The 20,342-nt window shown below is 51.6% G+C and carries 23 protein-coding genes and 1 riboswitch; of the genes, 20 read left to right on the top strand and 3 right to left on the bottom strand.

The window, feature by feature from the left end:
* Positions 1–106 precede the first annotated feature (106 nt).
* The 18 genes from RB297_RS10140 to RB297_RS10055 all read left to right on the top strand — a co-directional run bounded on the left by RB297_RS10140 (position 107) and on the right by RB297_RS10055 (position 16,072).
* On the top strand, positions 107–634 hold the full coding sequence (locus RB297_RS10140; protein WP_332295477.1) for a DinB family protein: 528 nt from the start codon (positions 107–109) through the stop codon (positions 632–634).
* Positions 631–1,524, top strand: coding sequence for a sugar phosphate isomerase/epimerase family protein (locus tag RB297_RS10135; RefSeq protein WP_375120355.1), 894 nt, complete (start codon positions 631–633; stop codon positions 1,522–1,524). Before RB297_RS10140 ends, RB297_RS10135 begins: the two co-directional genes overlap by 4 nt.
* Before the next feature lie 49 nt (positions 1,525–1,573).
* Entirely contained in the window at positions 1,574–2,365 is a 792-nt protein-coding gene (locus RB297_RS10130) for a lipid II flippase Amj family protein (protein ID WP_015736440.1), read from the top strand.
* A 47-nt stretch (positions 2,366–2,412) separates the two neighbouring features.
* Positions 2,413–2,541 (top strand): hypothetical protein, encoded by a 129-nt coding sequence (locus RB297_RS10125; protein ID WP_375120354.1) that lies wholly within the window; start codon positions 2,413–2,415, stop codon positions 2,539–2,541.
* A gap of 458 nt (positions 2,542–2,999) precedes the next feature.
* Positions 3,000–3,698 carry a FadR/GntR family transcriptional regulator gene (locus tag RB297_RS10120; RefSeq protein ID WP_009589963.1) on the top strand — a complete coding sequence of 233 codons (699 nt, stop codon included), beginning with the start codon at positions 3,000–3,002 and terminating at the stop codon, positions 3,696–3,698.
* A gap of 90 nt (positions 3,699–3,788) precedes the next feature.
* A complete protein-coding gene (locus tag RB297_RS10115) occupies positions 3,789–5,138 on the top strand; it encodes an acyclic terpene utilization AtuA family protein (protein WP_375120353.1) in 1,350 nt (449 codons plus the stop codon).
* 13 nt (positions 5,139–5,151) lie between these two features.
* Positions 5,152–5,478, top strand: a complete 327-nt coding sequence (locus tag RB297_RS10110) for a DUF4387 domain-containing protein (RefSeq protein WP_009589826.1) — start codon at positions 5,152–5,154, stop codon at positions 5,476–5,478.
* Between the two features lie 3 nt (positions 5,479–5,481).
* Entirely contained in the window at positions 5,482–6,375 is an 894-nt protein-coding gene (locus RB297_RS10105) for an ABC transporter permease (protein WP_096776770.1), read from the top strand.
* 14 nt (positions 6,376–6,389) lie between these two features.
* Positions 6,390–7,262 (top strand): carbohydrate ABC transporter permease, encoded by an 873-nt coding sequence (locus RB297_RS10100; protein WP_009589953.1) that lies wholly within the window; start codon positions 6,390–6,392, stop codon positions 7,260–7,262.
* 65 nt (positions 7,263–7,327) lie between these two features.
* On the top strand, positions 7,328–8,821 hold the full coding sequence (locus tag RB297_RS10095; protein WP_375120352.1) for an extracellular solute-binding protein: 1,494 nt from the start codon (positions 7,328–7,330) through the stop codon (positions 8,819–8,821).
* Positions 8,822–8,834: 13 nt separating this feature from the next.
* Positions 8,835–9,989, top strand: coding sequence for an ADP-ribosylglycohydrolase family protein (locus RB297_RS10090; RefSeq protein ID WP_375120351.1), 1,155 nt, complete (start codon positions 8,835–8,837; stop codon positions 9,987–9,989).
* Positions 9,990–10,052: 63 nt separating this feature from the next.
* Entirely contained in the window at positions 10,053–12,173 is a 2,121-nt protein-coding gene (locus RB297_RS10085) for an ADP-ribosylglycohydrolase family protein (protein WP_375120350.1), read from the top strand.
* 20 nt (positions 12,174–12,193) lie between these two features.
* The gene (gene rbsK, locus RB297_RS10080) at positions 12,194–13,105 is read left to right on the top strand and encodes a ribokinase (RefSeq protein ID WP_375120349.1); all 912 of its coding nucleotides are present in this window, start codon (positions 12,194–12,196) and stop codon (positions 13,103–13,105) included.
* A gap of 150 nt (positions 13,106–13,255) precedes the next feature.
* Positions 13,256–13,441 (top strand): hypothetical protein, encoded by a 186-nt coding sequence (locus RB297_RS10075; RefSeq protein ID WP_081746334.1) that lies wholly within the window; start codon positions 13,256–13,258, stop codon positions 13,439–13,441.
* Positions 13,442–13,680: 239 nt separating this feature from the next.
* Entirely contained in the window at positions 13,681–14,229 is a 549-nt protein-coding gene (locus RB297_RS10070) for a nucleotidyltransferase family protein (RefSeq protein ID WP_375120590.1), read from the top strand.
* A 105-nt stretch (positions 14,230–14,334) separates the two neighbouring features.
* Positions 14,335–15,051, top strand: a complete 717-nt coding sequence (locus RB297_RS10065; protein WP_375120348.1) for a class I SAM-dependent methyltransferase — start codon at positions 14,335–14,337, stop codon at positions 15,049–15,051.
* Positions 15,045–15,503, top strand: coding sequence for an NUDIX hydrolase (locus RB297_RS10060; protein ID WP_096776764.1), 459 nt, complete (start codon positions 15,045–15,047; stop codon positions 15,501–15,503). Before RB297_RS10065 ends, RB297_RS10060 begins: the two co-directional genes overlap by 7 nt.
* Entirely contained in the window at positions 15,500–16,072 is a 573-nt protein-coding gene (locus RB297_RS10055) for a histidine phosphatase family protein (RefSeq protein ID WP_375120347.1), read from the top strand. The genes RB297_RS10060 and RB297_RS10055 overlap by 4 nt, the downstream gene beginning before the upstream one ends.
* An 83-nt stretch (positions 16,073–16,155) precedes the next feature.
* Here the strand turns inward: RB297_RS10055 and RB297_RS10050 are convergent, their stop codons facing one another.
* Together RB297_RS10050 and RB297_RS10045 are read right to left on the bottom strand one after the other, a co-directional pair.
* On the bottom strand, positions 16,156–17,406 hold the full coding sequence (locus tag RB297_RS10050) for a methyl-accepting chemotaxis protein (RefSeq protein ID WP_015736427.1): 1,251 nt from the start codon (positions 17,404–17,406) through the stop codon (positions 16,156–16,158).
* A gap of 183 nt (positions 17,407–17,589) precedes the next feature.
* Positions 17,590–18,312, bottom strand: coding sequence for a class I SAM-dependent methyltransferase (locus RB297_RS10045; RefSeq protein WP_096776762.1), 723 nt, complete (start codon positions 18,310–18,312; stop codon positions 17,590–17,592).
* Positions 18,313–18,454: 142 nt separating this feature from the next.
* Here RB297_RS10045 and RB297_RS10040 point away from each other — a divergent pair, with 142 nt between their 5' ends.
* Positions 18,455–19,153, top strand: coding sequence for a nucleotidyltransferase domain-containing protein (locus RB297_RS10040; protein ID WP_375120346.1), 699 nt, complete (start codon positions 18,455–18,457; stop codon positions 19,151–19,153).
* A gap of 117 nt (positions 19,154–19,270) precedes the next feature.
* Positions 19,271–19,366 carry a hypothetical protein gene (locus RB297_RS10035; protein ID WP_015736424.1) on the top strand — a complete coding sequence of 32 codons (96 nt, stop codon included), beginning with the start codon at positions 19,271–19,273 and terminating at the stop codon, positions 19,364–19,366.
* 74 nt (positions 19,367–19,440) lie between these two features.
* Here the strand turns inward: RB297_RS10035 and RB297_RS10030 are convergent, their stop codons facing one another.
* Positions 19,441–20,043, bottom strand: a complete 603-nt coding sequence (locus RB297_RS10030) for a YkoF family thiamine/hydroxymethylpyrimidine-binding protein (RefSeq protein WP_375120345.1) — start codon at positions 20,041–20,043, stop codon at positions 19,441–19,443.
* Between the two features lie 85 nt (positions 20,044–20,128).
* Positions 20,129–20,231, bottom strand: a riboswitch (TPP riboswitch).
* Between the last annotated feature and the right edge of the window lie 111 nt (positions 20,232–20,342).

Here is a 20,342-nt window from a genome sequence, read left to right as displayed (position 1 = left end):
GAGGGAAATAATGTTAAAATAAGTTTGAGCGAATAAAGGCATAGTTGTGATTTCCGTGCCGGCCCCGGTAAGGAAAGTACATAACCAAGAAACGAAGGTGATGGACATGTTTCACAATGACCCGCATTTGCTCATCGCGGACCTTCCCGGTTATTCACCGGATATTAGCCGCTTACTGTCGATGATGAATTATGCCAGGTTCACGACGCTGCAAGAGGTCAAGGATTTAACCATGGAGCAGCTCGATTTCGTCGCAGAAAAAGGGGGGAATTCGATCGGAGCATTGCTGCTGCATGCTGCCGCCGTGGAATATGCCTATCAGGTCAGCACGTTCGAAGAGCGCGAATTAAGCCAGGATGAGCTGCGGATATGGGGGCCCGCCCTCAACCTGGGCGATGAAGGCAGAGCCGCGATACGAGGTCATGCCCTCGATTATTATATCGAGCGGTTAAACGAAGTCCGAAACCGGACCTTCGATTTGTTCCGGTCGGTTACGGATGAATGGCTTTATATCGAGCAGCCATTCTGGTATAACAAGCACGCAAATTACTATTTTATGTGGTTCCACGTCTTTGAGGACGAGATCAACCATCGCGGGCAAATTCGTCTTGTTCGAAAGAAGCTGAGCACATGACTCAAAGTCGTTTACAGATAGGCATGTGGGATCAGTTTACGGAAGAGCGATGGGAACGGCTTGCGGACAAGCATATCAGCGGGATGGAAATATGCAGCTTTCCGAATCGGGAGGCGTTGGTTGAAGTCAGCGATTTTTGCCGTAACCGGCGGATCGCGTTCGGTGTTCATGCCCCGATTCTTCGTGAAGCGGGATATCGGTTGCCACAAGTCAATGCACCCGAACCCAAGGTCTTTCGGGAAGCGCTTGAACAAATCTCGGCCGTTGTTCAGTTAGCCTCCAGTATGGGGGCAGATTATATGCTGTTTCATTATCCGTTTTATCCGGTCTTTCAGGAGCCTTTCACGCCGTACCCGCGACTTCCTAGCCCTGAGGAGCGTTACAGTTACAGCCAATTGAGCAAAGAAAGATTTCGGGAAATGTCGAAGCGATTATTCGAGTTTCTCTGTGAACTCCAGCTTCGCTATGGGCAGCGCATTGTGCTAGAGCATGATTTCTTTGGAGATTACGGGGATGTGCTGATCGATAGCTTTCACGCTTATCCCGACATCGGGTTTGTGCTGGATACGGCCAGGCTTGATATTGCTCGCAGGGCCTTTCAAGGTTTTGACCCATACCCATTTCTCGATCAGATGGCGTCCCGGATTTATTTGGTCCATTACAGTAACGTATGGTATGAAAAGGACAAGTTCACGCATCATCTGCCGGTGCTGCCGGAGCATGATCATGATGCGAACTATGGCGAAGCCTATGCCTATTTGCAATACGTTGCCGCCCGTAATTCACGGTTCCATGTGACGTTTGAACATAACGCGAGCCTGATCACTCGGCAGCAATTACAGAATATCTATGACCGGACGGCATTCATGCTTCAAGAGTTCAATCGGTGACATGATATGGTACGACTTAGCCTGCACCTCAGGTGGGGAGGAACCCTCTATGATACAGAGCTTGATTGTTGTGTTTGTCCTGACGATGATTATTCATACGGCGGAGACGTTGTCATACTCTGCGAGATATGCCGGAGTGAAGTTGAACAAAATTGCGGTGGCGTTATCCTTGACCGGAATCATTGTGCTGGTTTCCCGGACATCCAACCTGGTTCAAGCTCCGCTGACAGGCAAATTCGTGGATTATGCAAAAGTGGATCCTTCGTTTGACGTGCTCTCTTATTTCAGGGCGATATTGCTGGCTGCATCGATCGGAACGATTGTCGCGATTGCATTGTTTCCTACCTTCGTCAATCTGTTCAGCCGCATTATCAGTAAACTGGAGGTCGCCGGATCCATTCCGAAGCTTGTATCAAGCGTGACCATCGGTCAGCTCAAGAATACACGGCATTACATCAGGAAGCCGAATCTGAAGTGGAGCCAGTTTCGCTACTTAGGCGTACCTAAACGGTTCATTTTGCTGAATATCGTGGTTACGGCTTTTTACACGGTAGGTGTCCTGGCATCCCTGTATGCCGCACATCTCGTTCCCCAGTACAGCACGATGGCCTCCCAAGCATCCGGACTGATCAACGGGATTGCAACGATTATCTTAACGATATTTATCGATCCCCAGCTTGGTTTGATTACGGACAAAGCCACCCGTAATGAGGAAGCGAGGGAACAGCTGGGCAAGGTGTATACGATGCTGATGGTTTCGCGGTTTTTCGGAACGATGCTGGCCCAGCTCGTGATTATTCCGGCGGCTTACGTCATCAGTGAGATTGTGAAATGGATATAAAGACGGTGGTATTGGTTAGAAAACAAGAACGAGAGAGGAGGGGGATCATGATAACGCGTAAACGTCTGGCGATGGAATCCGTGCTGTTTGCCGCAGCGATCTATATAGGCTATTTTGCATTTATGATGCTGCAAGGGATGGTGCTAACAAGAGACATGCGCAGGATCTGGATCTGACCAAGCAATATGAACGGATGAAAACCCTGCAGCCCCAGGTAACGTTTGGAATGATGGAGCGGAGCAGCGGGTGGCAAACAGCAGCAGCGATCGGAGGCTTCGTTCTATTGGGCGGCTTATATGGTTACATAAGATGGCAATGGACCAAACGGAGATCGCAGTCATAAATTTGAAGTCTTAGAGCACAAACCCTGTCATGGATTTTCGTCCACGGCAGGGTTATTTATTTCGTTCCATGGATCGCCGTCTAGAGGCGCTCAATCGCCCAATATATCGGATGATTGGATGACCCAATTATCCGGTTTCCACTGCCTTATAGGTCAAAACTACCGTAATTTTATCGATGAAAGCGCTATTTATATGCTTGACAGCCTATTCAGATGCGTTTATGCTAAACGTGCGGTTAATTGGATCACCCAATTATCGTTTGCGCAAGTAGGGATAGAGAGGGTAGTCATATGACCATTAAGAAGATTAAATATCATCGGGTGTACGAGGATGTTATCGAACAGATCAAGAATCTGATTCTGGAAGGGAATCTGGCTCCGGGTGATGTCCTGCCGACAGAACGGGAGTTGGCCCAGTCCTTCGGCATTAGCCGCGGAACATTGCGGGAAGCCTTTCGTATTCTGGAGCGCGAAGGATTGATTGAAGCCAGACCGGGCGGCGGACGTTTCCTGAGCAAGGCACTGGACGTTGCCGAGGATCGCAGCCGAATTCTGGACAACATTGAACGCGCTACCATCATCGAGTTGTTAGAGGCGCGGGAATTGTTCGAGACGGGAATTGTGGAGCTGGCGGCGAAGCGGGCAACCGATGAGGATATTGCCGAGATTGAGGCCGCTTTTGCGACATGGGGACAGATCGATCAGAACGCGGAGGATCGATCGAAGCCGGATCAGGCATTTCACCTGTCGATCGCCAAAGCCACGCATAACGTGGTCCTTGTCAATATGATTGAACTGCATATGGATTTGCTTCAGCGGACGCTGAGCAAAACAGCGCAGATTCCGGGGCGAAAGAGCGAGGTCTACGAAGAACATTTACTTATTATGCAAGCCATTAAGGAACGGGATCCGGTAAAAGCGAAGCTGGCTTTGCTGAACCATCTTAGCCGGGTCAAAGAAAACATACAGAAAAACCACATTCATGTTTAAGAGGGGAAAATGCACCCCCTTTTAGCACAAATTGGATAATCCAATTATCCAATGGTCATGGGTGAATATGTGGGTAGAGAGGGACTGCAGATGAATACAGACATTCGAATTCTATCACCCTGCGGCATGCTGGGATATGGCTTTCCTGAACGATCCTTTATGAACGGACTGGAGTTTGAACTGCACGGCATCGTCGTGGATGCAGGATCTACGGATGGCGGACCGCATAAGCTGGGCGCCGGCGTATCGATCGTCAGCAAGCGCGCGGTTAAGAAAGACCTGGACATCATGATCACCCAGGGCGTGCCTCGGAAAATTCCGATTATCATCGGATCGGCCGGCGGCTCGGGAGCAAGGACCCATGTGAACTGGACGCTGGATATCATTGATGAGATTTTGGATGAGCGGGGTCTTCAGGCCAAGGTGTCCGTTATCTGGGCGGATTTTACGCAGGAGGAAATCCATTTGGCAAGCGAAGAAGGGAGAATCAAGGGACTGAGCCCGAACATTCCGCCACTGACCCGCGAGCGGATTGATTCCACGAACAGCATCGTTGCTCAGATGGGACACGAGCCTATTGTGGAAGCGCTTAAACAAGGCGGGGACATCATCGTATGCGGCCGGGCTTATGATCCGTCTCCATTCGCGGCGATCGGGATCTATCATGGCAAGGACCCGGGGCTATCCTATCATCTGGGCAAAATACTGGAATGCGGCGCACTGTGCGCCGAACCTGGCACAACCAAGGACAGCATTCTTGGCACGATAAGCGATGATTCGTTTACCGTTCAATCGCTTAACCCGAACCGGACGTGCAGCCCGACCAGCGTTGCCGCCCATACCTTCTATGAGAAGGAACATCCGTATATTCTGCATGGTCCCGGATTCACGCTTGATTTGGAGAACTGCCGATTCGAGGAAGTGGAAAAAGGCGTCGTTCGCGTGACGGGCAGCCGATTCCTTCCGGCGGAGAAATATTTCATCAAGCTGGAAGGCGCAAGACGCGTCGCGTATCGGACCTTTGTGGTCGCAGGGATCCGGGACCCGATCCTGATCGGGAAGCTGGAAGAGGTTGAAGAATATGTGCGCAACCAGGCGCGGGAATATTACCGGGAAATTCCGGAATCGGATTATCGGATTCAATTCTACAACTACGGCAAGAACGGCGTTCTCGGAAGCAAGGAGCCCGAGTCTTTCGACGGGCACGAGATCGGCGTCATGTTCGAAGTGGTGGCCAAGACGCAGGAGTTGGCAAACAGCATTTGCGCGACGGTGCGTTCCACCTTCCTGCACTATGGCTACGAAGGCCGGAAATCAACGGCGGGCAATCTCGCTTTTCCATTCGCGCCAAGCGACATCGAGTTCGGTCCTGTGTATGAATTCTCCGTCTACCACCTGATGGAAATGAAAAATAATGCTTTTCGTATAGAGCATCGATAAGGAGGATCAAACCATGACTCAACTCGGCGATTTGGCGAAGGTGCTGCGAAGCAAAAACTCGGGCCCCTTCGAAATTACATTAGACGTGTTGTTTGATTCCAAGGAGCAATATGACAGAGTGAAACAGTCCGGCATCATATCGAAACGGACCATATGCGAGCTGTATCAGATACGGGAGGAGCAGATTCATCATCTGGTGTTTTTCGACCAGGCGTTGGGTTTCAAGATCACGATGTCGCGGGACATATCGTCGGGCAGCGTCGGCGACCGCGACGTGTATGGTGCCCAGCAGCATGCTCCCCTCATGAAGTTATCCATCGAACATGGGGAGGAGGGGTAAGCCATGAAGGTGTTAAAACGCTTAAGGCAGGATTGGGTATTATACGCGATGCTGTCGCTGCCTCTGCTCTACTTTTTTGTTTTTCACATCATTCCGCTGTACGGCATGAAACTCGCCTTTCAGGATTACCGGATTCTCGGGGATCATGTGTGGGTCGGGTGGAAGCACTTCAAGACGTTGTTCAGCTCCCCCGCCTTCACGAGCGTGCTGCAGAATACCATCATCATCAGTTTGATGAAAATCGTATTCGTGTTCCCGATTCCGATCATGCTGTCGCTTCTGATTAATGAAGTTCGGAGCTCGAAATACCGCAAATATGTGCAATCCGTGGTTTATCTGCCGCATTTCTTGTCTTGGGTCGTGATTGCCGGGATCTGGATTAGTCTCTTGAACCCAGCCGAAGGCGGAGTCAATCTGATTGCGAATTTCTTCCAACTGCCATCCGTGGATTACATGACCAGCAAGGAGCATATCCGTTGGGTGCTTGTATTCTCCGAAATCTGGCGAAGCGCGGGTTGGGATTCGATCATTTATCTGGCAGCCATCATGAAGATCAGCCCAGGATTGTATGAAGCAGCCAAGATCGACGGGGCGACCCGGCTGCAGCAGATGAGGTACATCACCCTTCCTCATTTATACAGCACAGTTGTAACCGTCTTCATTCTGAATCTGGGCTTCTTCATGAATGCTGGTTTCGATCAGGTGTTTAACTTTATGAACGATTCCATCATCAGCGTGGTCGATATTCTGGACACGTATGTGTACCGGATCGGTATCGGAAACGGGCAGTTTGCTTATGCAACCGCAGCGAGCCTGTTCAAGGGCGTGATCGGCATCATTCTCATCCTGGGCACGCATTTCATATCGAAGCGCTTCTCGGGCAAGGGCGTCTGGTAAAGGAGGGATTTACGATGAGACGGCTTGAAATTTCCAAAATCGTCATTTATCTGATGTTGTTTGTATTTACGCTCATGGTCTTGGTTCCTCTCCTGAATCTGCTGGCGCTGTCTCTGACCGACCCCGGCAAAGCCCATCTGATGGGCGGTCTGGACATCATACCGAAGGGATTCTCAACGATCAACTACCAGCTGCTGTTGTCCAATCCCTTGATCACGGGCAGCATTCTGAATTCGGTATGGATTACCGTGGCAGGCACATTCCTGAATCTGCTGCTGACCTCTATGGCAGCGTACGTGCTGGCCAGAACCGAGTTTATCGGGAAAAAGGTCGTGTTGTTTTTCCTGATCGTCATTATGGTATTCGAGCCGGGCATGATTCCCGAATACCTGCTCGTGAAGGATCTCGGACTGATGAATACGTTAACTTCGCTGATCCTGTACAAAGCGATCAACGTATACTATCTCTTTATTCTCATGCGGTTCATTCAGGACATTCCGGAGGAGATTCTGGAGGCTTCCCGAATCGACGGCGCAGGGCATTTCCGCTTGTACAGCCGCATCATCCTGCCGCTCTCCAAACCGGGGCTGGCGACCTTGGGCTTGTTCTACGGGGTGTATCACTGGAATGAATATTTCCGGGCGACGCTCTATATTTCGGACCCGACCAAATGGCCGCTGCAGGTCGTGCTCAGGCAGTTTGTTGTCCGTAAGGACAATACGTCCCTGATCGGGAACCAGAACATGTTCGACAGCTCGATCAATTTTGATTTCGCTTCCCTGCAGGCAGGTACGATCATGATCGCGATTGTGCCGCTGTTATTCCTATATCCGTTCATTTTGAAATATTACGCCAAAGGCGAACTGGAGGGCGGAGTCAAGGATTAAGCTAAGGAAGGCTGCTTAACTTAAGGCATGAATGTTCAAATTCAAAAAAGGGGAGAAAGATGAACATGAAAAAATTAAGCCTGTTATTAATCGTTGCCATGCTGGTTATGGTCATGTCGGCATGTACATCGAATTCGAAGACGCCGGGAGCGGGCCAGACCGAGCCCGGGACCGCGCAGCCTGAAGGAAGCGGTGGTCCGGTTACACTGAAGATCGTGTACAAGGATGAAGGAACGGCGAATCCCGTTTCCGTTAAATTCTTCGAGACCTTGGAGAAATCCCTGGCCGAAGACGAAGGCTTAAACGTGAAATTCGAGCTAGTGGATCTGGCACAGGGCAGTTATGCCGAGAACCTGAATCTGCTGCTGTTGGGCGGAACCATTCCGGATATCATCTACTTCCAAGGCGGCGACCAGCAAATTGCCGAACAAGGCCTGCTGGAGGATCTGACGCCTTACATTGAAAAATCCACTTACATTAAAGATATCATCGAGCCGCATAACCAAACGCGGATGGCAAGCTATCCGTATCTGCTGTGGATCAAACCGCTCGCACCGAAGACACCGGTCATCCGGGCCGACTGGTTTAATGCCATGGAGAGCTCCAAGGCCTTGATGGAGAATCCGACCGTCGACAATTATTACGCCTTCTTTAAGGAATTGGTGGAGAAGAAGCCGGGTGAAGGCAAGCCGAGCTACGCGCTGACGGCAGCAGGCGATATTGCCGAGATCAATTTCATTTTCAATACGGCTTTCGGTTTGGATACGACTTGGCTTAAGAAGGAAGACGGCACTTATGAGTACTCCAAGGTTTCCCAGAATGAAAAAGAAAAGCTGACGTTCTACAACAAGCTCTACAAGGAAGGGCTGCTGGACCCGCAATTCATTACGAAGCAGTGGGATACCAAGGAAGATGCCTTTTATAAAGGGGAAGCTGCCGTTATTACGGGCACAGCCGGCAAAATCATCGATTTGTATGACGGAAGAATGCAGGAGCTTGGCGGAGAAGACGCTAACCTGATCGTGCTGCCGCCTGCCAAGGGTGAAGCTCAAGGCTTCGGGGCAACCGATGTAACGAAGGAATCCAGAGGACTTGCGATCTCTTCCCAGTCACCGCATAAAGACGTGGCGTTCAAGGTCTTTGATTACCTTGCAAGTCCGAAGGGGCAAATGCTGGACCGTCTCGGTTTCGAAGACGAGCATTATAAAGTCGTTGACGGCGAGATCGAGCTGAACGAGAAATATTACAGCGAATGGTATGCGCGTTTCTGGGAGCCGACCGAGATCAAATCCGAAACGCCTTTGAAAACGCCGCTATTGGGTGAGCCTGGAACCGAATCGTTGAAAATGGCTGGCGATTTCTACACGGAAGACAATAATTTCATCATCCCTGAGCAATTCATTGCGAACTGGGATGCGATGAACAATCTGTACAAGGAATATTCGACGGACTTTATTACAGGCAAGAAGGATTTGTCCCAATTCGACCAATTCGTTGAAGCATGGAATGCTGCAGGCGGAGCAGAGATAACGAAATACGCCAACGAAAACATCAAGTAAGGAGCCTATAACTATGACTTCGTTTCGTGACCGGGTGAGGGGCGTGGTGATATCCACCGCGCTCGGAGACGCAATGGGAGCTCCAATCGAGAAATTGACGTACGGGGAGATCAAGTCCAGGTACGGACGCGTGGAATCCCTCATGACAAGATGGCATAAGATGGACCTGCCCCCCGACGTCCGGCTTGGCCGGGTAAGGGGCGATGGCATTGTCACGGACGATACGCTGATGACCATTGCGCTCATGAACGTGTATCTTACCGAGGGCAGGCATCTGGATGCCTATGATATGGGCAACGAGTTCGTGAAGGAGATTGCGTTCCGCAAGACGTTTGTCCCTGAGCTGAATGAGGAGACGCTGATTATTGACCGATTGTTCTATCCGGAAAAATACATCTTCATGCGTCATGTGCTGGCCAATTGCGATCCGAGAGAAGGCGGCATCGGGAATATGGTGAACTGCGGGGCGGCAATGTACATCGCCCCGATCGGGATCGTCAATGCGGGCAATCCCAAGGCGGCCTATGATGAAGCCATCCTGTTTGCGATGGGTCATCAGAGCAGCTACGGCCTGGAAGCCGCGGGCGTGCTGGCCGCTTGCGTGGCGAAGGCCTTTGAGCCAGGGGTGAGTGTGGACGATATTGTCCGCACCGCCATCAGCCTGGCGAAAGACGGCACGAAAGCGGCCATTGTGGAGATGACGCAAGCCGCGCGCGATCTGCGGCAGGAGCGGGATGACATGGACAAAGTGATCGAGGTATTGCAAGCGATCATGCTTAAATATTCGCCGATGGGCGATGATGTGAGCCGCCATATCGACAAGGTCGGCATCCCGAGCAACCATTATACGCCAAGCCGTCTATGGTCGATTGAAGAGCTGCCGATGGCACTGGCGTTCATCGTGCTCAATGACGGAGAGTACTACCGTTCGATTCTGGACGGGGTTAACTCTGGGCGCGATACGGACTCGATCGGCGTCATGGCCGGGGTGATCCTGGGCGCCATGTATGGCAGCGAGGTCATCCGCAAGGAAGATATTAAGCAGCTGAATAAGGTGAATCGTTTGGACCTGTGTGCCATCGCCGACCGGTTCAGCGGCATTGCCGCGAAGATCATCGAAGAGGATCTTCGCATCAATGAATCTCGGAAGAATATTGTGAGCCCATAGTTTTTTGCAAGCTATTGGAACCCAGCGGATGTAGAGGAATGGTTGATACAGGAGGGAGAGCAAATGATACCTAAACATTATGTAGAGACGGTATATGCGGGATTCATCGGCATGAACATTGGCATAAGGCTCGGTGCTCCCATCGAACCGGTAGCTTGGACGTATGAACGCATTCGGGACGTATACGGCGATATCCGGGATTACGTGAAGCCGTACAAAACCTTTGCCGCGGACGATGACGCAAACGGTCCGGTTTTCTTTATTCGCGCGCTGTATGACGATGCGACGGACCGTGAGCTTTCGCCGGAGGATGTGGGCAAGGCATGGCTCAATTACGCTAGGGAAGGGATCGGCATGTTCTGGTGGGGCGGCGAGGATATCAGTACCGAGCACCGCGCCTATGTGAATCTGCGCAAAGGCATCCCGGCCCCTCGCTCCGGTTCGATCGAGGTCAACGGCACGGAGATGGCGGAGCAGATCGGCGGCCAGATCTTCATCGATTCCTGGGGCCTGCTGTTCCCGGGGCAAGCGGAGAAAGCGGCGGATTACGCGGAAAAAGCGGCCAGCGTCTCCCATGACGGCAACGGGCTGTATGGCGCCCGCTTCATGGCCGCTTGCATAGCCAAAGCCTTTAATGCTTCATCCATGGATGAGATTATCGCGGAAGGCCTGCGCATGATTCCGGATGACTCCACCTATGCGCGCGTGGTCCATGCGGTGATGGACTTCCACCGGGAGCAGCCTTCCGATTTCCGCGCTTGCCGCCAGTATTTGGAGGACCACTGGGGATACGATAAATATACGGGCGTATGCCACATTATCCCGAATGCGGGTGTGTGCGTGCTTGCCCTTCTGTATGGCGAGGGAGACTATGCGCGCACGGTCGAGATCGCTTCGATGTGCGGCTGGGATACCGATTGCAACGCAGGCAATGTGGGAACGATCCTCGGTGTTTACAGAGGTCTGGCGGGAATCCCGGAACATTACCGCAAGCCGATTAATGACTTTATCGTGGCTTCCAGCGTGTCCGGCTATTTGAATCTGGTCGATTTTCCGACATTCGCCAAAGAGCTTGCACTGCTTGGCTATCGCCTAAACGGAGAGAAAGCACCTGAAGAGCTGTTCCGTCGGGTGAAGCAGGGCGAGGTATACTTTGATTTCGACCTGCCGGGATCTACGCATGGCTTCCGGACGAGCAATTCCTTCAAAACCCCGGTCGTTCGCCATTCGACGAAACAGGTTTATGACAGCAGAGGATCGCTGGAAGTGGTTTTTGACAGACTGGTTGAAGGCGACAGCAGCAAAATCTATTTCAAACCGTTCTACCGGCGCGCCGAGTTCAACGATGAGAAGTATAAGCCGACCTTTGCGCCGCTGGCCTATAGCGGACAAACCGTATCCGCCCGCATTTATGTGGATCAGTGGGAAGGCGAACCGGTTACCTTGACTCCGTATGTGCGTAATACCTATACGCAGGAGGACGTGCGTTTGGCTGCGTTGACTCCCATGTGCGGAGAGTGGAACGCGGTGCAATTCGTCATCCCGGATACGGATGGTGCCATGATCGATGAGATCGGCTGGATACTCGAGAGCCCGTCGCCGCTCTTGAACCGTGCTATCGGAAGTTTGTTCATCGGGCAATTCCGCATCACGGGGGCTTCAGACTATACGATCGATTTTGCCAAGCAGGCCAAAGAGTTCGCTTCCGTCACCCCATTCTCGCATCATCGAGGGAAATGGGAGCTGCGTGACGGTGCCCTGCATTGTTCCTCAGAAGGGGATACCTCCTCCTTTTCCGGCAATTATTATGCCGGAGATATGGAGATTGAGGCGACCATCAAACCGATATCCGGTACCAGCCATTGTGTTATTGCAAGGGCGCAAGGCGTCATGCGTCATTATCTGGCCGGCTTCGACGGCCCGAACTCCGTATCGTTTATCAAACAGGATTTCGGGATCAAGCGTTTGATTACGGCAAAATACGATTGGGCATTGGGTAAAGAATACCGCCTGAAGCTGGTGTCCGAGAAGGACAGGTTCATCTTGTATATTAATGGAGAGAATGTGCTGGAATGCAAGGAAACCGCCTATGCTCACGGCATGTTCGGTTTTGGTTGTCTGGAGGATGGCGAGAACGAGATCAAGGAAGTTCGCGTCCGTACATTCGAGCCGAAGCCGGTTTAACAGAAGGGAGCGGGTTAACTTTGCGCAAGCTGGTTGTCATTGGAAGCATCAATATGGATGTTGTGAGTAATGTAGCGCAGTTTCCCCAGCCGGGGGAAACGATTCACAGCAGGGACGCACAGTTTTTTCCCGGAGGCAAAGGGGCGAATCAGGCTGTAGCCGCAGCCTTGGCAGGTGCCGATTGCAGCATGGTCGGCGCCGTGGGCCTGGATCCTTTTGGAAGCACTTTGGTTGCTTCCTTGGAGGAGCGCGGCGTTGGCGTCTCGTCCGTTCTCACCAAGGCAGGCACATCCGGAATCGCGATCATCACGGTCAACGAAGAAGGCGAGAACTATATCGTGCTCTCGGAAGGAGCCAATGGGCGGCTTACCGAAAAGGATGTTGCCGCCGAAGTGAACTGGGACGGCGTATATGCGGTGCTGCTGCAGAATGAAATTCCGTGGCAGACGACACAGCATGTCATCCGATCGGCCAGCAAGGCAGGCGTTCGCGTCTGGCTGAATCCGGCCCCCGCGCGAACGATTCCGCACGAGGTGTTTCCGCTGCTGGATACATTGATTGTAAACGAAACGGAAGCAAGCGTGGTTAGCGGGCTGAGGGTGGAGGACGCAGCTTCGGCCGAGGCAGCTTCAGCATCGATCATCGGAAGAGGCACCTCCAACGTGATCATCACCCTTGGCGAGTTAGGGTGCTTCTATGGGAATGCGCGCGGAGAGCGTTTTAACGTTCCGGCTTTCCGCGTCAAACCCGTGGATACCACGGCGGCAGGGGATACCTTCATCGGTGCTTATGCGGCAGCTTGCACGGAGGGGCTGGATACGGAAGCAGCGCTGCGGTTTGCGACCGCAGCTGCTGCATTGACGGTGACCCGTCCGGGTGCTCAATCCTCCATACCGGCTAAGGAAGAGATTGTGGCGTTTATGAATACATGAATCATGCTGCTAAAGAGAGGGCGTTTACGGATGCCTTCTCTTTTTGTTGTATAATGCAAGATTCCATGGGAGCTGCCGACATGTTATGCCGAACCCTTTCATATATGTAAGAGTGACGATAATGAATCTATGGAATGGGGGATCTGGCAAATGGCAAAACAAAAAAGAGGCAAATCCTTATGGCACTTACCGACTCGCGCGCGCGGAACATGCCCGGTGTGCAAGAGTACCCGGACCAAACTGTTGTATCCTCGGACCAAATCGGACGGGACTGCCCTGAAAGTGTGCAAGCGCTGCGACGGGGCATCGCAGGAGCGGGTGGATGCGGCTGTGTAAGCAGCTTCCCGATACCAAGGAAGGACTAGAAGTCAGGGATTATTTGGAATATAATAGTTTTATCTAAGCGTGCATAGGCCGGTTTCCTCGTGAAGCGGTCTATGCTTTTTTACACGGATCAAGGTTCTCTGGGGCATACTCGCGCATATTCGGCGGGGTTCGTAAACGTGAGGGACCTGGAGACGACGCGATTACAAGCAAGCTGGGATTCATATCAACCATTCATGGGCGGTGAAGGCATGTTAGAGGAACGGTTAAAGGAATACATAAGGCAGCACAAGCCATTGATGGCGGATTTGGGCATCGTTCGGGATTTAGTCCTGCCGCAATGTTATATTGCCGCGGGTTACATTCGAAATTATGTATGGGACATCCTGCATGGATTAGACGGGACGGACCGGCATACCGATATCGATGTCGTTTACTTCGATCCGGATGATGTGTCCGAAGAACGGGATGCTGCCCTGGAGCAGCACTTAAGGACCTCGACGGCGAACCCGAAATGGTCGGTCAAGAATCAGGCCAGAATGCATGCCAAGAATGGAGACGAGCCCTATCATTCAACCCATGCAGCGCTAACCCATTGGCCGGAGACGGCCACCGCGGTCGGGGCCAGACTGAACGTCGCAGGGGAGCTTGAGCTTTGCTGTCCTTACGGATTGGATGATTTATTCGCGCTTCGGGTTCGAAGAAGTCCTAACTTTGATAAACGGGGCTATTACTTGGAACGGATACGCAAGAAACAATGGAAGGATCAGTGGCCGCGTTTAGCGATCATCGAGGATTAGATTAGAGTTTGCCGAGTAAGAGATACGATCGGCAAGGATTTAGGCATTCTTATGTGGAATTTGTTAGAAAGCGGCTGATAACGGCAGAAACAAGGGGTTATAACATTGAACATATTCGACCGAGCGCGTGAAAAGGAAACGTCGTATCATGAGAAATTGTATGAAGAAGCCGTATTGTTTGAACCTGGGAGCTGGTTAGCCAAGCCCGTTCAGACCGTTCTGGATTTTTTGGACTTATTGCCGTTTCCGGATCTGCGGGTACTGGATCTGGGATGTGGCGTCGGGCGTAACAGTATCCCGGTTGCGCAGCGGATCCAATCGGGGAACGGGCAGGTCATCTGCGTGGATTTGCTGCCATCGGCTATCGACAAGCTGGTGCAGTATGCCGCGTTGTACGGCGTAAGCTCAAGCATCGAGGCACTTGCAGCAGACGTGGAGCATTACGAAATTGCCGAGGCGACTTATCACTACATTATTGCCTGTTCATGCCTGGAGCATTTGAGCTCGGAAGAAGCCTTCGTATGTAAGGTCAAACAAATGCAGGCTGGAACCGTGGACCAGGGCATTCACTGCATCATGATGAGTACGGAAGTGAAGGAAATCGATCGGAAGACTGGTTTGGAGGAAAAGGGGTTAATCGAGTTGAATCTGTCGACCGAAAGGGCCTTTTCCATCCTTGATGAGCTGTATTCGGAATGGGAAATCTTAACGAGGCGGCAGGTGCAGCAGGATATTCAAGAAGTGAAGGAGGGGAGAGACGTTCTTTTCCGAAGTCAATGGATGACCTTCACTGCGAGAAAGGGAGGGGATGGACCATGGTGAAACATACGCATCTCGGCGTTTATGGAATACTGGTTCAGCATGATCATATCCTGTTGATCCAGAAAGCGAGAGGGCCGCATAAGGGGAAGTGGGATTTACCGGGCGGCTCGATCGAGTTCGGCGAAGAGCCGGAGCATACCCTTCAGCGCGAATTTATGGAGGAGACCGGACTTGGTTCAATTAAGGGAAGCATTCGGACGGCCGTCTCTTATACGATCGTGTATCAGTATGAAGCGAATCAGATGGAAGAGCTGCATCATATCGGCATTATTTATGATGTCGAGCTGCTGGATGATCAAGCTAGAATCCAAACGGACGGTGACGGTCAAGACTCATTGGGAGCCAAATGGATTCCGATTGACACACTGGGATTGCTGCCGTTAACGCCGTTTGTCGAGATGATGATGGAGCCCGAATTAGAGACGAATCCAGAAGCGGGGATCGAAGAATGACGATTATATATTTTGTGAGACATGCGGAATCCCCATTTATCGAGGGGAAGGAACGGTCTCGTGAATTGTCGGCGCAGGGATCTCATGCTGCGGAGCGAGTGAAGGAGATGCTGCTGGATGAAGGGATTGACGCGATCCTGTCGAGCCCTTATCAGCGAGCGAAGGACACGGTCCAACCATTGGCGGACGCTTTAGGATTACCGATTGCGGAGCAGGAGGACTTAAGAGAACGGATGGCCGGCGATTTGCAGGGACATTCCTTCCTTGATGCCAAAAAGAAACTGTTCCAGGATTCGGCCTTCTCCTTCCCCGGAGGAGAATCCGGTAAAGCCGCGCAAAGCCGTGCGATCCGGGCCTTCGAGATAATTTTGAATGCATATGGAGGCAAGCGGGTAGTGATCGGGACGCACGGCGATATCATGACACTCATGCTCCAGCATTATGATGAGCGCTTCGATTATCATTTTTGGCTGGGAACCACATTGCCTGATATTTACCGCGCCGAATTTGAGGAAGGGCGGCTTGTGAACTTCGCGCGGTTATGGAGCGAGCATCAAGAGGAAGGATGATAAAAAGGCCAAGAATCTCGATAGATTCTTGGCCTTTAAGTTTAGTTACTATAAATGCGAGCTTATGTAGACTGCTTCGCTGCTTAAAATTTGAAAATATTGATGGTTTTCTGCAGCCGGAAAACGGCGTTATTCATCGCTTCCGCTTCTTCAGCCATCTTCTGGATCGACGAGATGCCTTCGTTCATGGAGGCCGACACTTGCTCCGTTCCGGCAGCGGATTGCTGCGTGATCGCGGATATATTCTGAATCGCGGAAGAAATGCTCTGCGCGCTATCCAGCATGGACTGGCTTTCCTTGGAGAAAGCGGCGATCTGTTCCGAAATATACTGCACGCTGTTTACGATCTCCATAAACACAAGCTCTGCTTCGCGGATCATTTCGGTCTGCTGCCTGACGACCTCCTCATTGATTTTGATGTTTTGGGACGCGTGTTTGATGTCCGATTCGATGCTCCGAACGAGATTGAATACTTCCCGGGTTGAAGACGTAGATTCTTCGGCCAGTTTACGCACCTCCTGGGCGACAACGGCAAAGCCTGCGCCATGCTCGCCAGCTCTGGCCGCTTCGATGGATGCGTTCAGGGACAACAGGTTGGTCTGATCGGCAAGCTCGGAGATCGTCTCCGTAATCTTCGTGATTCCCCTGGCGCTTTGGGCTAACGCATCGATGGATTCTGAAACCTTGGCTGTCGCTTCAATGTTTCGCTGCATCCCTGCTGACTGTTTGGCTACCGAATCCCTTCCTTGTTCAACCAGTCCCAGCGTTTCGATCGAGCGGGTATTCATTTCCTGAGTCGAATGCGTATAATTGCTGACCTTCTCTTCGATCTCACGGATGGAATGCGTCATTTCGGATACGTCTTCCGAAATTTCGTTGGCGCCGACGGCCAGCTCGTTGGAGGAAAGGGAGACTTGATTCATCACTTGAATAAGCTCCTGGTTTTTAATCGAGATGCTTGAGCTTGACGTCATCACCTGACGGGTGATATCCGAGGTTTCCTGCAATATTTTGCGAAGCTTGTCCACCATGCTGTTGAAGGTTCTGCTCAGATCGTTCATGCCTCCCACCTCCTCCACCTGGAAGGTGAAGTCGCCTTTGGCGATTTTGGCGGAAACGCTGGAGATTTCCGCGAAGGAGTTCGTAAGCGTTTTCTCAATGAGGCGAGAAAGAGGAAAAGTAAGCCCGGTTAGTACCACGACGATGACCACGCCAATGATTGCTTTACCCATCAGAATAAACGCAAGCAGCATGGGTACCGCAAACAAAGCGGCAATGAGATAACAGGCTGCGGTGATTTTTTGAGACATAGGGAGTCTGTTGAACCATGCCATAAGAATGAGTCCTCCTCAACAACATAGGATATATTTACCATGATTATAGCATCGACGGGCTAAACTAGATATAACGAATTGACAAAAAGTGTTGAATTAGGTCGAAAGAACTGAATGTGATGGGAGTGAGGGGAAGCATAGCCATATGCAGATCCCCTCTTGATGCATAGAGATGAAGCCGGATTATTTCACCGCACGAAATAAGACGGAAGCGAGATAATCCGTATTATCCAGAATCATGCGGTCATGCTTGAACAGCGTTTCCCAGAGCGCAGCATCGAACAGGAGTCCTTTATCGCGCTGCTCAAACGCATCCAGATGACGGGTTTGCTCTTCCTTTAATTGCTCGTTGAAGTGGTTGTACTCCAAAAATTCAGCCTGCTTAAAACCGCAAGACAAAAGGGACCCCGCCCATTCTTCCCTCATCATCAGATTAGGAATGCCGAAGAATTCGAGCAGCTCCTTAAGCTTCGGCTCCGGCATCGGCTTATCCAGCAGCAGTTCCCTGTCCAGCAGGACGCCTCCGCGATCCAGAACGCGGTAATATTCGGGCAGCGATTTCGAGGTATCCGTAAATACGGTGACGGACTCGGCCATGATCAGATCAAACCGGTTGTCTTCGAAAGGCAGCGCGCATACATCCGCCTGCAGGAACTCCACGTCCATACCCATGGCTTCGGCTCTTGCGCGGGCTTTTTTGATCATATTTTCGTTCAGGTCAATGGCGGTCACTTGATAACCCATCTCCGAAAGATGACAGGCGGTTCTGCCGGTTCCGCACCCTACCTCCAAAATGCGGCTGCCCGGTTGAATGGGATAATTCTTCAGCATTCTGAGGGTTGCCTCGAATCCTCCCGGGTGGGCACTGCCCATGCCTAATCTGGAGAGCATGTGAATGTAATTCATCTCATCTATCCCTTCTTCCTTATCGTCAATGCGGGTAATCGTTTATTTACCATATGATTCAGGTACGTTTGGGGTTTTCGTTGAATTTAATATTTTGAGCCCTTTTTTGTGGCGGATGAGAGAATTACTGGAGGAAACGGCCATGAGACTGGAACCGACGGAGGCAGCGATACGCGTCATGCAACGAAATTATCCCGACTGCTTGCTTGCCGTACTTGGCGGCAGCGCGAGCAGTGGTGAATATAATGAACAATCCGATCTGGACATCATCGTCATTGAACGGGACGGATATGACTTCAGCAGGAAGACGATCGAGGCGCATGGCTGGATCGCGGAAATATTCATATTGTCTTTATCCTCCTATCGCGAATATTTCGACGAGGGAGTGCTGGCGGCGAATCCGTCTTTGCAGCGGATGGTCGCCGAAGGTACGGTGCTGCGTTCGTTGCCTGAGGGAGAAGAGGTGCGGGCGGATGCCCGGAATGATTTGAATTTCGGCCCCATGCCCTTGTCGTCGAGCGATATTGCCGAATACCGCTACATCCTGACCGAGTTTTTGCTGGACTTGACAAGTCCCCGCAGGGAAGGCGAAAAATGGTTTACTGTACACAAAATAGCGTCGACTCTATGCGAATTCGTGCTGAGGGCAAACCGGGAGTGGACTGGTGAAGGGAAGATGCTGTTTCGTTTATTCAACCGCTATAGCCCAGCTATGGGGGATCGACTGGAGGCAGCGCTTCTGGCGATTTATCGGGAGGACGATCCTGCGGACCTTATTGCAGTGACGGAGGAAGCGCTCAGGCCGTACGGAGGCAGGCTGCTGGTCGGTTATGAGGAATAAATAAGCCCTGCATAAAAAAGGAGGGGGGTACATTAGCCGTGACGCTCGCCCGCCATAAGCAATAAAATAATAACGTGATTAACTCACGTCATTCTTTTAAATCCAGGAGGGATCTTCATGAGCGGAGCATACGGCGGCGCATGGGGCAATTCAGTAGGAACTATATTGGTTCTCTTTATCCTGCTCGTAATCATCTTGAGTGCTTGGGTTTAAACACCTTCAATATTCTTGCCTGCAATTGATAAAGGCCCGGCGCGTGCCGGGCCTTTATCTGTTGGAAAGGGACCTTAAGCTTTGGCTTTGGGGGATGGGCTGTGGGCCGAAACCACCGCGGTCATGACCAGATGGCTGCTGTCGGATTGAATCGCATGTTGGAACGCGTCTTCGAGTGATCCGAACACCCGGGACAACGCCCCGTCCAATCGGCTGGCGTAATGAACGCTTCCACCGAATGTGCCCGCTGCCTTCGCACGATCCACTTCTGCGTAAATGACATCCATGTAATTGGCGCTACCCATCGGGTAAAGCGCGAATTGGCAGGCCGTTTCGATATCGGCGCGTTCCCCGATATCGTGGTTTAAGCGGGTCGAATCCTCATTCATATACGCATCGGCATCCGTATCGCCTGGGCAGCCGATAGAATAAGTACCGTTAAACACCGTGTGCACGCCGCTAGCCGCGGCATGAGCGAATACTGCTCTCGTCACATCAAACACATGCTCCGCACGTCCGCGAATACAAGTGCTTACATCATCCGTTTGGATCCAGACCTTTTCCGAATCCACGGAACGAAGCGCATCCGTGATCACTTCCACGAACCGATCCGTCATGGGAAATACCGAGAACCGGCAACCCACGATCCGGCTGGTTCCGCATACAAGCTCATTCATAAATTTTTTTCCTCCCCATTGTATAAGTCCACGCAAAAAAACCGCACCCCATGAAGAAGTGCAGTTATGCCTACGCAAAGAAATAAACATAAATGCTACACTTCCCCACGCTAGTATGATCTAGATCGGGTGATAAGGGTTAACGGCGGTCCGCCGTCTCTCAGCACATGGCACCCCTAGTACAGCCAAACATCAAATATGCAGTTGGTATCAAGCCGGCTCCAAGAACTTCCGAAGATCAGAAGGCGAAAGGCCTGCTTCCTGTGTTATTGTATCGTTTTGCCGGCAGGTTTTCAATG

This window comes from Paenibacillus sp. CR_12 (genome assembly GCF_041953985.1).
GTDB lineage: Bacteria > Bacillota > Bacilli > Paenibacillales > Paenibacillaceae > Paenibacillus_AQ > Paenibacillus_AQ lautus_A.
This window is presented reverse-complemented; position numbering and strand designations above follow the sequence as displayed.

Coding starts and splice junctions, on each gene's coding strand:
- RB297_RS10090 (WP_375120351.1), top strand. CDS start 8,835: ATGACTTCGTTTCGTGACCGGGTGAGGGGCGTGGTGATATCCACCGCG.
- RB297_RS10130 (WP_015736440.1), top strand. CDS start 1,574: ATGATACAGAGCTTGATTGTTGTGTTTGTCCTGACGATGATTATTCAT.
- RB297_RS10055 (WP_375120347.1), top strand. CDS start 15,500: ATGACGATTATATATTTTGTGAGACATGCGGAATCCCCATTTATCGAG.
- RB297_RS10045 (WP_096776762.1), bottom strand. CDS start 18,312: ATGAATTACATTCACATGCTCTCCAGATTAGGCATGGGCAGTGCCCAC.
- RB297_RS10075 (WP_081746334.1), top strand. CDS start 13,256: ATGGCAAAACAAAAAAGAGGCAAATCCTTATGGCACTTACCGACTCGC.
- RB297_RS10125 (WP_375120354.1), top strand. CDS start 2,413: ATGATAACGCGTAAACGTCTGGCGATGGAATCCGTGCTGTTTGCCGCA.
- RB297_RS10070 (WP_375120590.1), top strand. CDS start 13,681: ATGTTAGAGGAACGGTTAAAGGAATACATAAGGCAGCACAAGCCATTG.
- RB297_RS10060 (WP_096776764.1), top strand. CDS start 15,045: ATGGTGAAACATACGCATCTCGGCGTTTATGGAATACTGGTTCAGCAT.
- RB297_RS10030 (WP_375120345.1), bottom strand. CDS start 20,043: ATGAATGAGCTTGTATGCGGAACCAGCCGGATCGTGGGTTGCCGGTTC.
- RB297_RS10105 (WP_096776770.1), top strand. CDS start 5,482: ATGAAGGTGTTAAAACGCTTAAGGCAGGATTGGGTATTATACGCGATG.
- RB297_RS10140 (WP_332295477.1), top strand. CDS start 107: ATGTTTCACAATGACCCGCATTTGCTCATCGCGGACCTTCCCGGTTAT.
- RB297_RS10050 (WP_015736427.1), bottom strand. CDS start 17,406: ATGGCATGGTTCAACAGACTCCCTATGTCTCAAAAAATCACCGCAGCC.
- RB297_RS10115 (WP_375120353.1), top strand. CDS start 3,789: ATGAATACAGACATTCGAATTCTATCACCCTGCGGCATGCTGGGATAT.
- RB297_RS10035 (WP_015736424.1), top strand. CDS start 19,271: ATGAGCGGAGCATACGGCGGCGCATGGGGCAATTCAGTAGGAACTATA.
- RB297_RS10040 (WP_375120346.1), top strand. CDS start 18,455: ATGAGACTGGAACCGACGGAGGCAGCGATACGCGTCATGCAACGAAAT.
- RB297_RS10095 (WP_375120352.1), top strand. CDS start 7,328: ATGAAAAAATTAAGCCTGTTATTAATCGTTGCCATGCTGGTTATGGTC.
- RB297_RS10110 (WP_009589826.1), top strand. CDS start 5,152: ATGACTCAACTCGGCGATTTGGCGAAGGTGCTGCGAAGCAAAAACTCG.
- RB297_RS10085 (WP_375120350.1), top strand. CDS start 10,053: ATGATACCTAAACATTATGTAGAGACGGTATATGCGGGATTCATCGGC.
- RB297_RS10120 (WP_009589963.1), top strand. CDS start 3,000: ATGACCATTAAGAAGATTAAATATCATCGGGTGTACGAGGATGTTATC.
- RB297_RS10100 (WP_009589953.1), top strand. CDS start 6,390: ATGAGACGGCTTGAAATTTCCAAAATCGTCATTTATCTGATGTTGTTT.
- RB297_RS10135 (WP_375120355.1), top strand. CDS start 631: ATGACTCAAAGTCGTTTACAGATAGGCATGTGGGATCAGTTTACGGAA.